General features: G+C 43.7%; 17 protein-coding genes. 14 read left to right on the top strand and 3 right to left on the bottom strand.

Translation table 11 applies throughout. The features are described 5' to 3' along the window. Window positions 1–385: 385 nt before the first annotated feature. From ACFVU8_RS04665 to ACFVU8_RS04645, 5 genes are all read left to right on the top strand, one after another. On the top strand, window positions 386–1,063 hold the full coding sequence (locus ACFVU8_RS04665; RefSeq protein WP_387426008.1) for a response regulator transcription factor: 678 nt from the start codon (window positions 386–388) through the stop codon (window positions 1,061–1,063). Then, entirely contained in the window at window positions 1,060–2,067 is a 1,008-nt protein-coding gene (locus ACFVU8_RS04660; RefSeq protein WP_387426007.1) for a sensor histidine kinase, read from the top strand. The genes ACFVU8_RS04665 and ACFVU8_RS04660 overlap by 4 nt, the downstream gene beginning before the upstream one ends. Before the next feature lie 92 nt (window positions 2,068–2,159). Beyond that, a complete protein-coding gene (locus ACFVU8_RS04655; protein WP_387426006.1) occupies window positions 2,160–2,873 on the top strand; it encodes an ABC transporter ATP-binding protein in 714 nt (237 codons plus the stop codon). After that, window positions 2,870–3,646, top strand: a complete 777-nt coding sequence (locus ACFVU8_RS04650; RefSeq protein WP_387426005.1) for an ABC transporter permease — start codon at window positions 2,870–2,872, stop codon at window positions 3,644–3,646. Before ACFVU8_RS04655 ends, ACFVU8_RS04650 begins: the two co-directional genes overlap by 4 nt. Continuing rightward, window positions 3,643–4,410 (top strand): ABC transporter permease, encoded by a 768-nt coding sequence (locus tag ACFVU8_RS04645; RefSeq protein WP_387426004.1) that lies wholly within the window; start codon window positions 3,643–3,645, stop codon window positions 4,408–4,410. Before ACFVU8_RS04650 ends, ACFVU8_RS04645 begins: the two co-directional genes overlap by 4 nt. A 256-nt stretch (window positions 4,411–4,666) precedes the next feature. Here ACFVU8_RS04645 and map read toward each other — a convergent pair whose 3' ends face one another. Continuing rightward, window positions 4,667–5,413 carry a type I methionyl aminopeptidase gene (map, locus tag ACFVU8_RS04640; protein WP_387426003.1) on the bottom strand — a complete coding sequence of 249 codons (747 nt, stop codon included), beginning with the start codon at window positions 5,411–5,413 and terminating at the stop codon, window positions 4,667–4,669. Window positions 5,414–5,420: 7 nt separating this feature from the next. Then, on the bottom strand, window positions 5,421–6,005 hold the full coding sequence (locus ACFVU8_RS04635) for a TetR/AcrR family transcriptional regulator (RefSeq protein WP_387426002.1): 585 nt from the start codon (window positions 6,003–6,005) through the stop codon (window positions 5,421–5,423). A 429-nt stretch (window positions 6,006–6,434) separates the two neighbouring features. Between ACFVU8_RS04635 and poxB the strand changes: the two genes are divergently transcribed. The 3 genes from poxB (at window position 6,435) to ACFVU8_RS04620 (ending at window position 9,157) form a co-directional block, all read left to right on the top strand. Further along, the gene (poxB, locus tag ACFVU8_RS04630) at window positions 6,435–8,156 is read left to right on the top strand and encodes a ubiquinone-dependent pyruvate dehydrogenase (RefSeq protein ID WP_387426001.1); all 1,722 of its coding nucleotides are present in this window, start codon (window positions 6,435–6,437) and stop codon (window positions 8,154–8,156) included. Window positions 8,157–8,652: 496 nt separating this feature from the next. Beyond that, a complete protein-coding gene (locus ACFVU8_RS04625; RefSeq protein WP_387426000.1) occupies window positions 8,653–8,877 on the top strand; it encodes a hypothetical protein in 225 nt (74 codons plus the stop codon). Between the two features lie 28 nt (window positions 8,878–8,905). Next, on the top strand, window positions 8,906–9,157 hold the full coding sequence (locus ACFVU8_RS04620; protein WP_387425999.1) for a hypothetical protein: 252 nt from the start codon (window positions 8,906–8,908) through the stop codon (window positions 9,155–9,157). Between the two features lie 1,157 nt (window positions 9,158–10,314). Here the strand turns inward: ACFVU8_RS04620 and ACFVU8_RS04615 are convergent. Further along, complete coding sequence (locus tag ACFVU8_RS04615) at window positions 10,315–11,427, bottom strand: PRK06851 family protein (RefSeq protein ID WP_387425998.1); 1,113 nt, start codon at window positions 11,425–11,427, stop codon at window positions 10,315–10,317. Window positions 11,428–12,033: 606 nt separating this feature from the next. On the opposite strand from ACFVU8_RS04615, the gene ACFVU8_RS04610 reads away from it, so the two are divergent. From ACFVU8_RS04610 to ACFVU8_RS04585, 6 genes are all read left to right on the top strand, one after another. Beyond that, entirely contained in the window at window positions 12,034–13,287 is a 1,254-nt protein-coding gene (locus tag ACFVU8_RS04610; protein ID WP_387425997.1) for an FxLYD domain-containing protein, read from the top strand. Between the two features lie 14 nt (window positions 13,288–13,301). Next, entirely contained in the window at window positions 13,302–14,438 is a 1,137-nt protein-coding gene (locus ACFVU8_RS04605) for a S1C family serine protease (RefSeq protein ID WP_387425996.1), read from the top strand. A gap of 300 nt (window positions 14,439–14,738) precedes the next feature. Next, window positions 14,739–15,533 (top strand): SHOCT domain-containing protein, encoded by a 795-nt coding sequence (locus ACFVU8_RS04600; protein WP_387425995.1) that lies wholly within the window; start codon window positions 14,739–14,741, stop codon window positions 15,531–15,533. A 335-nt stretch (window positions 15,534–15,868) separates the two neighbouring features. Continuing rightward, a complete protein-coding gene (locus tag ACFVU8_RS04595) occupies window positions 15,869–16,174 on the top strand; it encodes an alpha-helical endospore appendage domain-containing protein (protein ID WP_387425994.1) in 306 nt (101 codons plus the stop codon). A gap of 229 nt (window positions 16,175–16,403) precedes the next feature. Beyond that, window positions 16,404–16,718 carry an alpha-helical endospore appendage domain-containing protein gene (locus ACFVU8_RS04590; RefSeq protein ID WP_387425993.1) on the top strand — a complete coding sequence of 105 codons (315 nt, stop codon included), beginning with the start codon at window positions 16,404–16,406 and terminating at the stop codon, window positions 16,716–16,718. Window positions 16,719–16,934: 216 nt separating this feature from the next. Continuing rightward, window positions 16,935–17,246: an alpha-helical endospore appendage domain-containing protein gene (locus ACFVU8_RS04585; RefSeq protein ID WP_387425992.1), complete on the top strand. Its 312-nt coding sequence runs from the start codon at window positions 16,935–16,937 to the stop codon at window positions 17,244–17,246. Window positions 17,247–17,433 lie beyond the last annotated feature (187 nt).

Here is a 17,433-nt window from a genome sequence, read left to right as displayed (position 1 = left end):
ATTATTCTCTTCTTTAGAAAAAAGTCGAACTTCCTATTACATAGCCAGCATCAAATTTGAGCTGGAGCAGGGCAACAGAATAATACTGTGCTAATGAGTAGATACAAGTGAAGGATGAAGGATGTTAATATCCGATTTAAAAACCTTGATTAGAAACCATTTGAATATTATTGAAGCGCTACTTGAGCTGAATACGAATTGGAATGAGTGATTATTTAGTTTCACACAGCTTTATTCATTTTGGAAGAGAAGGAGCCGATCAGTTAGATGGGCTTTTTTTTATGAAACTCTATCTACGAAGATGAAATTGTCTCAACTGGAAACAATTCTTTAGTTTGTGTTAATCTGTCTAATAGTGAACTCGATGTAGAGAGAGGGAAGTTACTTGAAAAGAAACGTATTATATATTGAAGATAATGAGAAAATAGGCAGCTTTCTAAAAGAAGAATTGGAACAGCGGGGATTTTCAGTTCAGTGGCTGCGCTCTGGTGAAGGAGCGGATAAAGAAGTAAATCAGCATGAAATCGTTATTTTAGATATCATGTTACCCGGTTTAGACGGATTTACTGTAGGAAAACGATTAAAAAAGGTAGCTCCTGCGGTTCCTATATTGCTGTTATCTGCTCGAACATCGATAGATGATAAGGTGGATGGTTTACAATTTGCTGATGACTATTTAACGAAACCATTTCATACGGATGAATTAGTTGCAAGATTAGAAGTGTTAATCCGTCGAAGGGGTGTAACACATTCCGAACGCATTTTATTAGGAAATCATATTGAAGTTGATCCGGATGCCCAAATGGTAACTGATAAGCTCACAGGAGAAGAAATTATTTTGACAGGGAAACAACATCAAATATTAATGTACTTCTTACGCCACCCTAATCAAGTTCTACCAAAAGAACAAATTTATGAAGCCATATGGGAAGAAGTTTATATCACTGGTGATAAAACATTAATGGTACATATTCATCGACTACGGCAAAAGTTAGAACGTCATCCAGATTCCCCGGAGATTATTGAAACGTTGAAGGGGATAGGCTATCGGGTGAAACTATGAAACAGACTAGATCATTATTTCGGCATTTTCTAAAAGGACATTTTTTATTTATCTTTTTTCCTCCAATAGTGCTTATTTTCTTCTCTGCGTTCTTTGGGGTTTCTACCCATGGAGAAGAGCTGAATACGTTAAATCTATTTTACGTTGTACTACTTTTGTTTGGTTTTATTATTATCGCATTTGTTGTAATATCTTGGATTTTCTTCTTGAGACTTCGCAAACGTCTCACCCGCTTACAGGAGGTCATGTCATTTTCAGCTAATCATAACTCATTTCCTATACCCATATCTATTCAAAGTGATCGTATGGATGAAATAGACCAGTTAGGAAGTTCATTTAATTGGATGATTCAGCAGCTTGAAGACAGCCGCAAGCGAGAATATGAAGAGGAATTGTTACGCCATCGACTCATCGCGAATTTATCTCACGACCTACGAACGCCACTTACCATTTTGCGAGGACATATCACCAGATTAAATAAAGAATCAATGAGTCTAGAAGGACAAAATTCATTAGCGGAGATGAATCATACGATTACAAGAGTCGGAGATCTTATGGATGATTTACTTTCCTATACATTGCTTACATCAGGGAAACATCCTTTTGAGCCTACTTCAACAGATATTGGACGTTTAGTAAGAGCATCTGTTGCTGCATGGTATCCTGTATTTGAAGAAAAAGAAATTCAGTTGGATATTGATTTACCGGCAGAGGAGACTTTTTATTGGGAAGCGGATCCTAAATGGATGACACGGGTACTGGATAATTTATTTCAGAATATTGTTCGCCATGCAGCAGAGGGGAAATATGCAAAAATCGTGGTTGATGTAGTAAAAGAGCAGATCATTGTTGCAGACAGAGGTCCAGGTATGGATAACTCCTCCTATGAGCATGGGGCGGGGATTGGTTTATCGATCTCAAATTATATGTTGAAAAAAATGAAGCTGAAAGCTGACTTTACATCAAATGAAGATGGCACAAGAGTAGCTATTGCTAGAGCTTAACCTAAAGTTAACCCAGAAGTAAACCGCATGATAACCGAGATGTAACTTTGCTTCTTTATAATTAGAACCATAACAGAAAGGAAGTGTTATGGTTGCTTACAATTAATAACTTAGTCAAACATCGTGGAACTGGGGAAATCTTATCAGGTATCAGCTTTAAAGCTAGACCAGGTAGAGTAACTGGTTTTTTAGGTCCAAATGGGGCAGGTAAAAGTTCTACACTTCGCATCCTGCTTGGATTAGATCGTGCCACCTCAGGGAGTGCACTAATTAATGGGAAGCCATTCGCAGAATTGCAAAATCCTCTAGCAACAGTAGGTGCTGCGCTTGATGGATTTGGAGCTCACCGTCTGCGAACAGGACGAGCACACTTGCGTTGGATTGCTCGTGCCGCAGGATTGTCTAACTCACGTGTTGAGGAAGTTCTGAAGATAGTAGGTCTTAGTAATGCAGCTGATAAAAGAGTTGGGAAGTATTCTCTTGGCATGGGAAGAAGACTTGGCATGGCGGCTGCACTACTTGGTGATCCGAAAATATTGATTTTAGATGAACCCGTAAATGGGCTCGACCCAGAAGGAATCCGGTGGATTCGGACATTTTCACGTGAACGTGCCCAGTCTGGAAACACGGTGTTACTATCCAGTCATCTCATGGGAGAGCTTGCAGAGACTGTTGATGATGTAGTGATTATTAAGCATGGAACAATCGTCGCAGATGGAACATTGGAAGAAGTAATAGGTAACCATTCCACGCTAGAGAAAGCCTTTTTTGCCCTGACATCTGAACATGCAGGTGATGTTGTATGAGAGCTTTCAACGCGGAACTGTCTAAATTGTTCTCCCTGCCGGGCATTTGGCTTGCCTTTCTTATTGGAGCATTTGCCCCAGCGGTCATTACTGCCTTGGACAGTATAGTACAAAAAGAGGAGATTATAGCTGGAGTTAGCACACGGCTATCGGAAGTTGGGTATATCGGACTCGCTCTTGGTGTGCAAGGTGTCATTATTCTTGGTGTGCTTGCTGTCAGCAGTGAGTATTTGACAGAGAGCAGTGAATCTGGTGGAGGAGCGCAGATTACAACAAGTTTAACAGCTGTTGCATCACGACTTCATTTTTTGCTGGCAAAAGCAGGCGCTGTGACAGTGATCAGCATACTGCTGTGTATTGTTGCTATTATGACAACTGTGTCCACAACGTATCTTATTCTTGGTGAGTATACCCCTGCGTTTGAATGGTCTAGACTTATCGGTGCAGTTTGTTACTGGACATTCACTGCTCTTTTAGCACTTGGGATTACTTTGCTAACTAAGAATGGCATCATCCCGCTTGCTGTGCTCATGATCAATTCATCCCTTGTATCATTTAGTGTCCTGTTTTATAAGGTTACAAAGCTGGCGCTTTATTTACCCGATAGGGCTGGCCTTGAAATGTTTATGTTTACGAGCGACACCCCGTTTACAGGCAATTTATTTGACAGATTTCACACTCCTTTCACAGGCGGTTTAATCATGTTTACCTGGGTCGTCGTTATTTTCATTATTGCAGCTATTGTATTCCATAGGAGGGACGTTGCAGTATGAGTGTCTCATCTAGTAGGAAGATAATGCAAATCCTTGGTGCTGAACTGGATAAATTAATTACATTACCATTGATATGGCTCACCCTTATGAGTACATTCATTCTTAATTTAGCTTTAGCTGCAGCTTTTACTTCTGCTGGTCTACAAGGGACAGCGGGAACGCAAAGTATACTGAATATTGGACTTGCATCTATGGGATATCTTCAAGCAGGGTTCATTATTCTTGGTATCTTAGCTACTTGTTCGGAGTACACTGGCGGACAGATTCGAACTACTTTAACTACGATACCTTGGCGTGGGCTTCAATTATCCACGAAGCATTTAGCACTGGCGATGATAACTTTTCCTGTGGCGTTTATTATTGCTGCATCAGGTGTACTATATACTTTTATTATGATGAGAGACACAACGGTAGTGATTGAAATAGACACAATGATTGAAACATTAATAGGTGCAACAGGCTATCTAACATTAACCACACTTCTCAGTGCAGCTATAGGTGCTTTATTAAGACGAACCACACCTGCTTTAGTGGTACTACTTGGTTATTATTTCATTGTCAGTCCATTGATGAGAATTTTTCTACCTGGTATTAAAAAATATTTAAATTATTTTCCGGATACGGCAGGAAATTATATGTATATGCGGCCTTCCTCTGATGAAATAAATATCCTTACACCAATACAAGGGACAGGTATTACAATGTTATGGACACTTATCTTTATTACACTAGCTATTGTATTTTACTGTAAACGGGATGCCTAGGTTTAAGTTTCCTTATTTTGATAAAAATTACTGACAAGTTCAATAACTGAAGTGCTAAGAAGTATATCTGCAGTTCAGATCATACATACTTGTATGTGTTTTTCAAAAGCCGATTTTCATCCTTACCTTATTGCGTGTAAAGCAAGATGATTGTTGAACTTTCTTATATGTTAGAATATGAAACGGCAAATAAAGAAATATGCTATGCCGATTACGAAAAAAGAAGTCAACCATTTCGTTGGTCGACTTCTTTTTTCTATTGCGCGGTCAAAATTTGTGGACCTTCAGCCGTGATGGCGATCGTATGCTCGTATTGGGCAGCGAGCTTGCTGTCCATCGTCCGTGCGGTCCAGCCGTCCGGATCGATTGTCATGTAGTAGCTGCCCTCGGTGATCATGGGCTCAATTGTGAACACCATACCTTCCTTGATACGAATGCCTTTTCCAGGCTTGCCGACATGCATATAAGTCGGCTCCTCGTGCAAGTCGCGGCCGATGCCATGGGCGAGAAGGTCTCGCACGACGCCAAAACCGTGTGATTCCGCATGCCGCTGAATTGCGCTCGTCACGTCGCCGAGTCGATTGCCGGGCTGCGCCTGCTCGATACCCAGGTCAAGACATTCCTTCGTGACACGCATCAACTTCTCGGCTGTCGGCGAGATCTGCCCGACTGCATAACTCCAGGCCGAATCGCCGAGCCAGCCATCGAGCTCAGCGACCGTGTCGATCGTCACGATATCGCCTTCCTCAAGTGGCTTATTGCTAGGGAAGCCATGTGCGATCACATCGTTGGCGGAGGCACAAGTCGCATATTGATAGCCGTTATAGCCTTTCTGGTATGGCTTTGCTCCGTGCTTCAACATAATGTCCTCGAATATGCGCTCAATCTCGTTGGTGGTAATACCCGGTTTGATAAGCGGGGCGATTGTGCGATGGCATTCAGCCACCACTTGGCATGCCTTGCGGATAGCCTCAATTTCATGCTTGCTTTTTAAAATGATCATGTTCGTATCAGGACTCCTTCGTAATAGCTTGCATAGCGAGTCGGGCAATCCGATCGACGTTCAGGTTGGAATTGCCCGCATAGTAGTGCAGTCCACAGCAACCGACCAGCACGGCAAGCATATGGTCGACGCTGTCGTCTTCGCACTGGGCGATCGATTGGAGTGGAACGTACAGCCGTTCCATAAATTTTCTTTTGGCGTGGTGTCTATCCCTTTCAGGCAAACCTGTATAATGCTCCGCCGCCATTTTGTAGACGAGATATGCGCGGGCGTCGGACTGCCACAGCCGGAGTAGCGCTTTACAATACATCAACAACTGCCCGTCATCCGGGGGACTGCCGCTGATGTTCGTCCAGTTTGCAATAACTTGCTCGCACCGCTCGAAGCCGCTTCCTAACACATCTTCTATTAATAGATGCCGGTTGGGGTAATAATGGTATACTGTGCCGTAACCAAGCCCTGCCTCGCGGGCGACGTCGCGAATATCAAAGCTGCCGCCCGTGCGAAAGTAGGAGAGGGCGGCAACGTCCAGGATCTGTTCTCTGCGCTGTATGCGTATGAGCTCATTTTGTTCTTTAGTACGGGGGCACATAGCCTGTCAACCTCCTTATATAGACCTGCAAATATGTCGATATAAAAATACTAACGCATGAGATGGAGAAATGCAAAAGATTTTAAAGGTTTTCGTTAGGGTGTGGCGCACACAAGCTGGCTGTACCGGAAGAAACCGTGCGGCTGAGCTCTGCCTGCACCTGCGTTTGACCAATACCGCAACTTTGAAATTTTATACTCACTTAACTGGAGAAGTTCCTTGAGAAATACAGAACAAGTCCTAAATTTACTCGATGAATATAGCCAATTAAGCATTTTTTCATCAAAGTAGAGACTTTGTGTCATTTTAGAGACTTCCGAAATGTGGATTTCCGAACTTTCTTCTTAGTTCAGGCTTAAATCGTTGTGAAATCAAGAATAGGCTGCTCGTATTATGGCAATATAATAAAAACAGAAAGGAGAGATTCCTTTGAGAAGAACGATAGCCGATTCCATTGTGGAATCCCTTCTGAACGCCGGCGTGAAGCGAATTTACGGCATTATCGGCGATTCACTCAATGCCTTGCTCGATGCAATACGCCGTTCCGGAAAAATAGAATGGATCCATGTCCGCCACGAAGAGGTTGCAGCGTTCGCAGCTGGCGCGGATGCCACACTCAGCGGGGCAATTGCCGTGTGTGCGGGTAGCAGCGGACCAGGTAATTTGCATCTCATTAACGGATTGTATGATTGCCATCGAAACCGGGTGCCAGTACTTGCGATTGCCGCACATATTCCGAGCAGTGAAATCGGCAGCGGCTTTTTTCAAGAGACCCGTCCGGACATGTTGTTTCAGGAATGCAGCTTCTTTTGTGAGGTCGTAACCGGGCCGAAGCAAATCCCTCGAGCAGTTACGATGGCGATGCAAACCGCGACGGCAAGATCGGGGGTGTCTGTCTTAGTTCTTCCTGGTGATGTAGCCGCATTCGAATACGATGAAAGCCCGGTTCCGGAACGCGTCATCCATTCCACCCGGCCGATTGTAAGCCCTTCTACGGATGAATTGAAGACGCTTGCTGACTATTTAAACAAAGGTAAGAGGATCACCTTGCTATGCGGTGCCGGCTGTGCAGGAGCTCATGCTTCACTCATGAAGCTGTGCGAGAAGCTGCAATCCCCGATGGTCATAGCGCTGCGGGGAAAAGAATATCTGGAATACGACAACCCCTATTCCGTCGGATTAACCGGCCTCATTGGATATTCTTCCGGATACCATGCCATGATGGAATGTGATGTCTTACTCATGCTGGGTACCGATTTTCCATACCGGCAATTCTATCCACAAGAAGCGACCATCCTTCAGGTTGATTTGGACTCCTCCCGACTAGGCCGGCGAACGCCGCTCGCTTACGGTGTGTGCGGAGACGTGAAGACGACGGTCGAAATGCTGTTACCCCTGTTAAAGGAATCACACTCCCCAGATCATCTGCAGCACTTTGTAGCACATTATGCCAAAGTCCGCGAGGAACTGGACAATCTTGCAAATCCCGGCCGAGCACCTATTCATCCCCAATACCTCATGAAGGTAATCAGCGATCTCGCAAATGAGGATGCCGTTCTGACTTGCGATGTTGGGACACCGACTGTGTGGGCTGCACGATACTTGAGCATGAATGGAAAAAGAAGGCTTTTGGGATCGTTTAGTCACGGGACAATGGCGAACGCCATGCCTCAGGCAATTGGGGCACAGGTTGCACAGCCGGGACGCCAGGTCGTATCGCTGTCAGGGGACGGGGGACTCACCATGCTGCTTGGAGATCTATTGACCCTTCGTCAGCATAAGCTCCCGATCAAGATTGTAGTCTTTAATAATGGTGCGCTTGGATTCGTGGAGTTGGAAATGAAAGCAGCCGGCTTTTTAGAATTCGGAACGGAGCTCGACAATCCAAACTTTGCGATGCTAGCTCAAGCCATGGGAATCGAAGGAATACGGGTCGAGGATCCGAATGACTTAGAAAGCGCCGTTCGCCGAGCGTTCGAACATGGCGGTCCAGTAGTGCTGGACGTCGTCGTCAATCGTCAGGAGCTGGCTATGCCGCCAAAGATTAACTTCGAGCAGGCACGTGGATTTACGATGTGGATGCTGAAAGCCGTTTTGAACGGGCAAGGCAACGAAATCATCGAACTGGCGAAAACCAATCTCCTTCGATAAGAGAAGGGCGGCAAGGAAACGGGAACGAATACCGATCGCCGATTCGATATTCGTCTAAATTGTAGATAAGCTCAAATTAGAACAAGGGAATAAGCAATAGCTCGGCTTAAAAAGGCTACCTTCAGAATCAAAATGAAGGTAGCCTTTCGTATTACTTCATATTATGCAAACCATTTGAATTCATCGTCTATTTTGAGTACATAATTATAATAATAATTTCCAGTTTTCAACCAAAGAGGCAGGAACGGTTTAATAGACTTTAGGTTTCCACGCTAGTGTCTTCTAAGAATCGCTGTTTAGCAAGCCCCGATATACCAAAGCTTTTTTTGTAAAGATTATAAAATCTTTATCTTCTCTGAGTAACTACTCGTAGGGTACATGTAAATTTGAAACAGAACGGAAATGAGATATATCTTAATTTTCAATATTTGGAAACCATAGTTTTCTGTTTTAAAGATTGGTATGAACCTAACACTCATAAGGGAGGAATTTGTACATGTTAAAGAAATTGTATGCATTTACATTCATCTTTGTATTAGCGGTAGGAACTATACTCGCTCCTGTATCTAGTGCAGCAGCAAAACAGAAGAACGTTTCTAATCAAGAACTTCGTGCATGGGCTGCAGAATTAGAGTACATCTTTGAACACATTGCTCATAAAGATGCAGCAAGTGGTCTGTATAACATTGATGAGGCAAGCATTAGCAAAGTCCACGTTTAATCAAGAGGAGAAGCAGGGTGTACGTGCTATGATTCAATACATTAATAGTGAAAATGGCATAAATAATGAGAACAGCATAACGATTCAAAGTAATGCATGGCAAAGCTGTTGGCAAGAAGCTGTAGGCATTGGCGGAGATATTTTAAATGAATTTCCGGGGTATGTTGAGGCAAAACAATGGGCTGCTGCTGCGGGGGTTTTAGCAATTGGTGGAGTTATTTTAAGTCCGGTTGCAAATTTTATATTTGGTTTGACGTGTGGACCTGCTCCAGCAAGCTAAACGGATCTGTCAGAATCCCTTTTGTATGCCTAGACATACAAAAGGGATTCTTCGTTTTCTAAAAATTGTATACAATGCAATAAGAAGATAATTGAAGTTATTGCATACCTGTCGTTCGTTTTTAAAACCAAGTAGTAAGGGAAGGAGATGAAATAAGATATTCATTTTAGGTACACTTAATGATGTTGGAGTAATTTTTTTACTCATTGGTTCCTTTTTTTATTTCCTACACTTACGAAGAAGTAAAAGCCAAAGACAACTAACAGTTTTGGAAAGTTCGATGTACATCGTCACCCAAGCAGGTTATTTACTGTGGGCTGGAAGCAAGTTACTTATGTTAATATCAAATTAAGCTCAAATACATGAAGAAATAAGCCAGCTTTCTTATCCTTACAAATGGGCTTATTTCTTCATAGCTATTACTGTATTTTCAAATAGGTTCCACACATCATACATAGACATCCGCTTAAAAGGAACGGGGATGTCTTTTTTTTGTGTGAAGATGAATGTGAGGTTTAGATGGAATGGAATCGTTTTTCCATGTATACATTTCCTATAGGAAGCAAACGGATTGCAGCTAGGCTTATATAATAAGAGAAGTACGTGTTCAATGAAGAGATCCTTACCGAAGCAATTCAGCACCTGAAGCCCGAAGTCTTTCCGAAGACGTCACCTTATACGCTATAAGACAGCTCAATGGTCAATACCGTTGGCTAATCTTGAGATAAATACTTAATGTATTTCCGCTCTAAAGGATATGCTAATGACAAAGCAATCCAGTTATAAAAAATCTAAATTAGGTAAACCGGACCCGAGCCTCCATACTGATACAATATATCAATGGGGAGGGGAATGGTTTGTTTTTTAAGATGAGCAAGATTGAGAATAGGCATTACAACTGGTATTTTCTGCATTAACCACAATAATTTTAGTAGTTGGAGTTTTAGGAACAAATTATTATCCAAGTGGAGTATGTAACCATTAAACTTATAAAAGTTCAACGGTTATTTATTTGAATAAAAATAGGAGTTAAAGCAGGACGGCACGGCAAAGGGATCAAGAACTTTTACCGATTGCTGATAATGGACAAGAACCTGATCCGATTGCCGATTCGATATTCGTCTAAATTTTAGATAAACTCAAATATTATAAACCGCCTATCTTTTTGAAAGCTGAATGGAACCAATCAATTCATTCAATTCGGACTGTAATTGCAGATGGAGGTTCTCTACGATCGAAAAATCTGTGGCCGCAACATAGTAGGCCTTAATTTTAGAATCGATGGCTTCGGCCTCCTCCAGATGTGAGGTAGCCTCTTTCATTTTTGCCGAGTAGCGTGCTTTGATACCAGCTATTTCGGCAGCATGGGCTTCATCTGTTCCAGGAGCTATTGTCCATGCGTACATATCTAGGATCTCATCCCCGTCCTGATCTGGAAAGTATTCATGAGGAGCTGTACTGTCGAAGATAGCTGTTCCAAGTCTCGGGAATATCAGCATATCAAGACTGTTCGGATCAAAGCCGCAATGAAACACATGGACTTCGATTCCTTTCGTTTCGGCAGCGGAGGCAAGCTTTTTCAGCAGAGTCGATTTGCCAGATCCCGCCCTTCCTTTGATGAATATCCGTCTTTCCAGCTGAGCGGTTAAGCTTTGAATAAAATCGAAAGCCCCCCTCGGAGTCGCTGCTCCGAAAAACAAGTGACGCGGAGCCGTTGGCGAATCGCTTTCATGATCGGCGTATAATTCTTGAATCAAGTCCTGCGCAATCTGATCGGCCTTTGAGAAATCCATGTTTTCGATATAAATTTTTTCCCATTCGTCATGAATCCGCAATGCTTTTGCGAACGTTTCATACGTTTTTGAATAGGTCCTCTCAAGCTCGTCTCTAAGATCTTCTATCGTTCTGTTGTGTTCCGGTAAAATAAGACTGTTATCAAACGCTTCCCCGAAATGGATATAGATGATTTCACAGGCCCCGATATCAGAAATCCCCTTACAGACTTGCCCGTCGACAATACCAACCTTCAATTCCGTTAAAATAATGCCATCCAGTTCTTCGGGACGGAGAGGGGAGTGGAAGCATTGCACATGCAAGCCTTTATCCAGCAGACTATCCGCCAAACTTTGAATGACCGTCGATTTCCCCGTACCTTGGGGCCCCGTAAGGACGAATATCTTGTTTAGCCCATCAAATGCGGATTTATACAAGAAATGAGCTCCGTGCGCAGTGTTGCCTTGGGCAAAATAGTGAGATGATTTTAATGCCAACTTGAAACACTCCTTTGTGCCTATTCCGATTCGCAAAGATTACAGAATAAGCATGATTGGGATAAGTGCCTATTCAATTGTATATTCTGCATTTTAAAAAGTGGTGTTCGTCCTCTCCCATTTTTTCGTTATTTGTTGACGGGACTACAGAAGGACCAGTTTCACCCGGTATAAAAACTCCGGTTGTGTTGTTTGACATGCACCCTATTATGCTCCATCCATGCCGTGGCCAGTCGACCAACGGTCGTTATTTCAAGAACCGGACATCGGCGTTTCCGACTTTATGAATCTTACATTTTTTTCGTTATCGTAATTCCGCCTCAATTGAAATAAAATCTTCGTCGTCCACGGCTTGGGTCTTGTAAGTAACCAGAGCGTTCCCGGATACAGAATTAGAGGAATTTGTAGACAATTTGGCTCAGAGAATATCGACAATCTTTGGTTTTGATTAATTTTTTCACATCAACCAAAATATTCTCTTATTCATCCACAATATGGTATAGTAACAAATAGTGACATAGGTCTATTAACCTATATGCTTCGAGTAAGAGCCAGCTATTAAATAGATTTGTGCATAGTAAGAAAAAGAATTGCGGGGGGAGCAAGGTGTTTTGTCATCAGTGTGGGGCTAAGAATGCCTCGGATCAGAAAATATGCGAAAATTGCGGGGCCAGATTATTAACGAAAGAAATGAGATTGGCCGTTCTGGAGATGGCTGCAGATACAGAGTTGCTTCGGCAGCCGAACACTTCGGTAGGAAAGCAAGAAGAGATTGCGCTGCAAGGGACATCAACATCCACTCCTAAGAAAGGCAACAGCCTGGTATTCCAGTGGGTCATTCCGTTATTGCTTGCAGGGGTCATTGGTACGGGACTTATGCTTTATTACAATCATGAATTGTCCGTGAATCAGGAGGTAATGGCTCTACAGCAGAGCGCGAAGAAGGAAGCTTTGGCTGGACGTTATTCGGATGCGGTTCAACTACTGGAGCAAGCTATTGAGAAAAGACCTGGCTACGCAGCTCTGACTCGGGACCGGGAACTGGCGGTCAAGGCCGCTCAAATTAAGACTCGGTTGGATATTGTCCCTAATCAGCTAAAATCACAGAAACTAAATGAAGGCGAGAACTCGCTGAAAGAAATTGCGAACATGATCGGCAAGCGGGAAGAACCGCTATTTGCTCCCCTTCAGAAGGGACTTGCAGAACAGCAAACGATGCTGAAAGTGCTTCGCATCAAGGGCGAACTGGATAAACTGAGCACAATTAGTGCATTGGCGGACAAGTTGGATAGCATTCGCAGTCTTAATGGTCAGGAAGCTGCAGCAGTCAAAACACAGATTATAAACAAAATTACCGGGATTAGTTATTCATCCGCTGAGGCCAAGCTGCGAAAGAAAGACTTTGCCGGAGCGCTGGCAGAAGTGGATAATGGGTTGTTTTATAACTCGGATAATGAGAAGCTGACGGCATATCGAAAGCAAATTACTGAAGCAAAGCGGGAATTCGAGAAGGCTCAGACGAAGCGTATACAACTTGCCGAGCAGAAAGCAGCGGAAGAAGATTTGAAGAACCGCACGGCAGCAGTCAATGTGTCAGATCTCCGAGTGATTCTTGATGATTACGGCGATCTCTCAATCACTGGGACGGTCACGAACACCGCCACTCGCCCAATCTCTTCCATTAGCCTCTATCTGGAGATTTATAGCAGCGATTCGGGAAGCTATATTGGAAATACATATGCTGATGTTTCACCGTATAAGCTGAATCCTGGAGAATCAGGATTGTTTTCAACTTCATACTATGGGGTGTATCAACAGGTACAGGTCTCGGCTGCCAATGCATCTTGGTATCTAGAATAGGAGTATCGAAGAACATGAGTAAAGGAATTTGGATAAGCACATTGACATGTCTGATTCTTATTGGTTTCGGAGGCTGGGGCGCCTACATGATTCACCGGACGGCCGAGAACCAGTTGACTGAGCAACCGCTACTTGCGGCACAAGCCCCAGTGAAGACGACTACAGAGACTACCAAGACACAGCCGGCAAAGACTCGTAAAGCCATCATTGATGACAGTCAGAAGCTGGTGGTCACTATCGAAAGTGGGACCGGACTCGGATCAGGTTTTCTATACAACGATCAAGGCGACCTGTTGACGAATGCCCACGTTGTAGCTGGTTCGTCCCAAGTGACGATTCGAACACTGAATCATGAAGAATATAAAGGGAAAGTCATTGGAATCGGCACGGAGACAGATATTGCTGTGGTTCGTGTACAGGACCTTAAGAAGCTCAAGCCGCTTCCTTTAGCAGAGGGTTACAAGGCAGCAGTAGGGGACGAAATTCTCGCACTTGGCAGCCCGCTGGGACTGGAGAACACGGTGACAACGGGTATTATTAGCGGACTTGGTCGCAGTTTTGATATTGATCCTTATACATACAGCAATTTGTACCAAATCTCTGCGCCAATTACTCACGGGAATAGCGGAGGACCACTGGTTAGCGCTGAAACGGGAGAGGTGCTGGGCATTAATTCGGCTTCCGTCACCGAGGAGTCAGGATTCGGGTTCAGTATACCAATCTCCAGCATTCTACAGCAGGCCAGAGAGTGGTCTAAGACCCCGATGAGCAACCTTCCAGATGTGGCTGGTACAAATGATTATGCTACGGATAATGACGGAGTCATAGTGGACGAGCGGGATATTGTCTCGTTTTTCTATCAATGTCTGAACAATGGTGATTATGTTACAGCCTATTCTCTCCTGGGTAGCGAATGGCAGGGTGGAACAAGCTACGAGAAATTTCGGGAGGGTTACCTGAATACCGGTTACATTACACTCGGACGCCCCTCCATTGAAAAGCAAGCGGACAGTACTTTGGTTAAGGTGGATATTACTGCCGAAGAGCGGCGGAAGAGCGGTACCGTCTATCAAAATTACCGGGTGAGTTACACGGTGGGTTATGAAAACGGAGAGATGAAGATTCTTCACGGTAAGGGTAAGAAAATTTAGTAAGTCAAACGTATAATTTATAAGACTTCTCATTTAACTCTTACCTTAGCAACTTGAGCAAGAAGGTTGAGGAATAATCGAAAATCGAAGCTATCGTATAAGGCGCAGCTCCATCCTTTAAGGATGGGGCTTTTTATGTATATGGTGGGGTATTATTGAGTCTCGTAAACCCGTAGCGTCTCCTCTGCATTGAAGTCAAAACTTTCAGCAAACATTCAGTTGGCACTCATGGAGAATTAAGCCAAGAATCTTATGATACCTGTGTAATTCAAAAAAACAACACCACGGGAGGAACTACGCATGAAGAAGAGATTTATTGTAGCAAGCGCATTGGCTCTATCAGTAACGTTAGGTGGAGCCACATTTCTAACCGGAAATGTTCAAGCAGCCACAGTCGTCCAACCCACTAAGACCCAAAATGTAGCTGCACAAGGTTCGGCATCCGGAAATGTAAAAGGTAAAGGCTTCGAATGGCGTGGCTTCCGTGGTAATCAGGGAAGACTGGATCAAGCAGCGATCGCGACACTTCTAGGAATAACGGAAACGGATCTGAAGACAGCAGAGCGTGACGGGAAATCACTCGCGGTGATTGCTGGAGAAAAAGGAGTAGCTGTGCAATCCGTTGTTGATCTTGTGACAAAAGAACTCACAACGGCACTGGACAAGCAGTTGGCTGACGGCAAGATTACACAAGCTCAGTATAATACGAAAAAAGCTGAAATCTCCACAAAAGCTTCCGAGCTTGTAAATCGTACGTTTACAGCCAAAGGTGACCATGAGAATCACGGAAAACTGGATCAGGCAGCAATCGCGACACTTCTAGGACTGTCAGAAACAGATTTGAAGACAGCTTTGCACGGAGGTAAATCGCTCGCAGCGATTGCTGGAGAGAAGGGTGTATCGGTGCAAGCAGTGGTCGACCTCCTCAGCAAGCAATTTACTACGGCCCTGGATAAACGCTTAGCTGACGGCAAGATTACCCAAGCACAGTATGATAAAGAAAAAGCTACTATTACTGTAAAAGTTACAGAGATCGCAAACCGCACGCATACGGATAAAGACGGGCACGGCAAATTTGACCACAACAGAGGGTAATTGATTTTTCATAGTAGTGCTACTAGGTCTTGTCCTTCGCTAAGGGCAGGACCTTGTTTTGTTATTCGCTTAACCAAACGATTTCGATTTAAAGAACGTATGTTCCTACACCTAAAAAAGCTGACTACACGATTATTGTAGAAGAAGCCACTCTCTCCTGATTGGAGGGACCGACTTTTTTATTACAACGGATCAAGTTTTAGTTCAGAAACACAAGCTATGCAGTATATATAATGAATGACTCACGAAAAAGGAGGGGAAAGGAGTAAGAAGAACTATAGTGTCAACTGTTCGTTAATTTCCTGGATCGATAAAACTTAGAAGAGGTGATTTGCATGTCACAAGCGTCCATCCCGAATATTACGCCTACGATTAGTCTTACAGTTAAGCAGACCGTAGCCTTGCTATTAGGCTCTATAGCACTGGAAGAGCTGGCTCTCGCCCACATCATAAATGCTGAGGCAGAGAAGATCCAATACGTATTGGGAACACTGAAGCCAGGTGTCACCCCACAAGCTACTTTATCTGATCTGTTGGCAATTGATAACAGTGTTCGCAAGACGCTACAGGAAGTGGTGCGAAAAGAAATTCTGCTACAGCAGAAGTTGGAAGGGGTCTTACCGCTTGTGTCTGTAGTTTAAAATAAGTTATAGCTTGAAAGAACGTGGGAGGGCTCTGACGCGGATCAGTCCCTCCCACGTTTTTTATGATCTCATTTTAGGAAAAGCTCATGGATAAAATACCCTGTACATATACATCATTGTACATTAGGAAACAGGTTTTACTCTTCAAGTCAACAGAAATGGGTAAACCACGCATAAAGCTGCACGCACGGTAAGAGACCATATCGAATAGAGGGGAATGAACAAGATGAGTATGCCGAATATTCCGGATATCAAGCCGGAGATCATTCTGAAGAGACCGGAGGTTGTTAATCTTCTCCTCACGTCTATCGCTCTGGAGGAGATCAGCCTGTCACACATTGTGAATGCGGAAGCAGAGAAGCTGCAGAAGGTGATCCACGAGCATTGCTTCAGTCTGCAAGATGCGCTTGCAATCAATAACAGCGCCGAGCGGACATTAAGGACGGTAATCAAGAATCAGATGCTGCTGCATTTTAAGCTGGAAGATGTAGTGAGGTTGGAGGAACGGTGTGTGTTTATAGAGGACTTCATTGAAGAATAAGGTGTGGGAGCTATTGACTCGACCGTTCCAGATCAGTTTATGTGTTGATTGGTTTGAAAGTGAAAAATTATTTCGAATTTCCAGTTCAGTTGATCAAGCCATGCAGCATATAAAAATTAACAGAACAAAGAGGAGGAGTAAGTACTGAGCATTACAGAATTATCGTCCTGTCGTTAGTAATGAAGGTTCACCAAAAAAATGAATGAGGTGATTGGTTTGTCACAAGCGAACATCCCGAATATTACACCTACGATTAGTCTCACAATTGAGCAGACGGTAGCCTTACTGTTAGGCTCCATAGCACTGGAAGAGCTGGCTCTCGCCCACATCATGAATGCTGAGGCAGAAAAAATCCAATACGTACTCGGAACATTGGGACCTGGTCTTACCCCTCCAGCTACGATCTCTAATCTGTTGACCATTAATGATAGTGTGCGTAAAACACTACAAGAAGTGGTGCGTAAGGAGATTCTGCTGCAGCAGAAGCTAGAAGGGGTCCTGCCGCTTGTGCCTACGCCGACACCTTAAAGTCAAAAAGTGGATTGGAAGAGCGTGGTGGGTGCTGATGAGAATCAGACCCGTCACGCTTTTTTTATGATTTTTTTCGGAAAAGCTCATGGATGGAACGACTCGTACATAGATATGATTGTATAATACCCGCCCGGCTTAGTAACCATCATATGCATATGCAGCCGTTTCGTGCATCCTGCATCAT

Source organism: Paenibacillus sp. NPDC058177 (assembly GCF_042883835.1).
Classification (GTDB): Bacteria; Bacillota; Bacilli; order Paenibacillales; family Paenibacillaceae; genus Paenibacillus_AQ; species Paenibacillus_AQ agri.
This window is presented reverse-complemented; position numbering and strand designations above follow the sequence as displayed.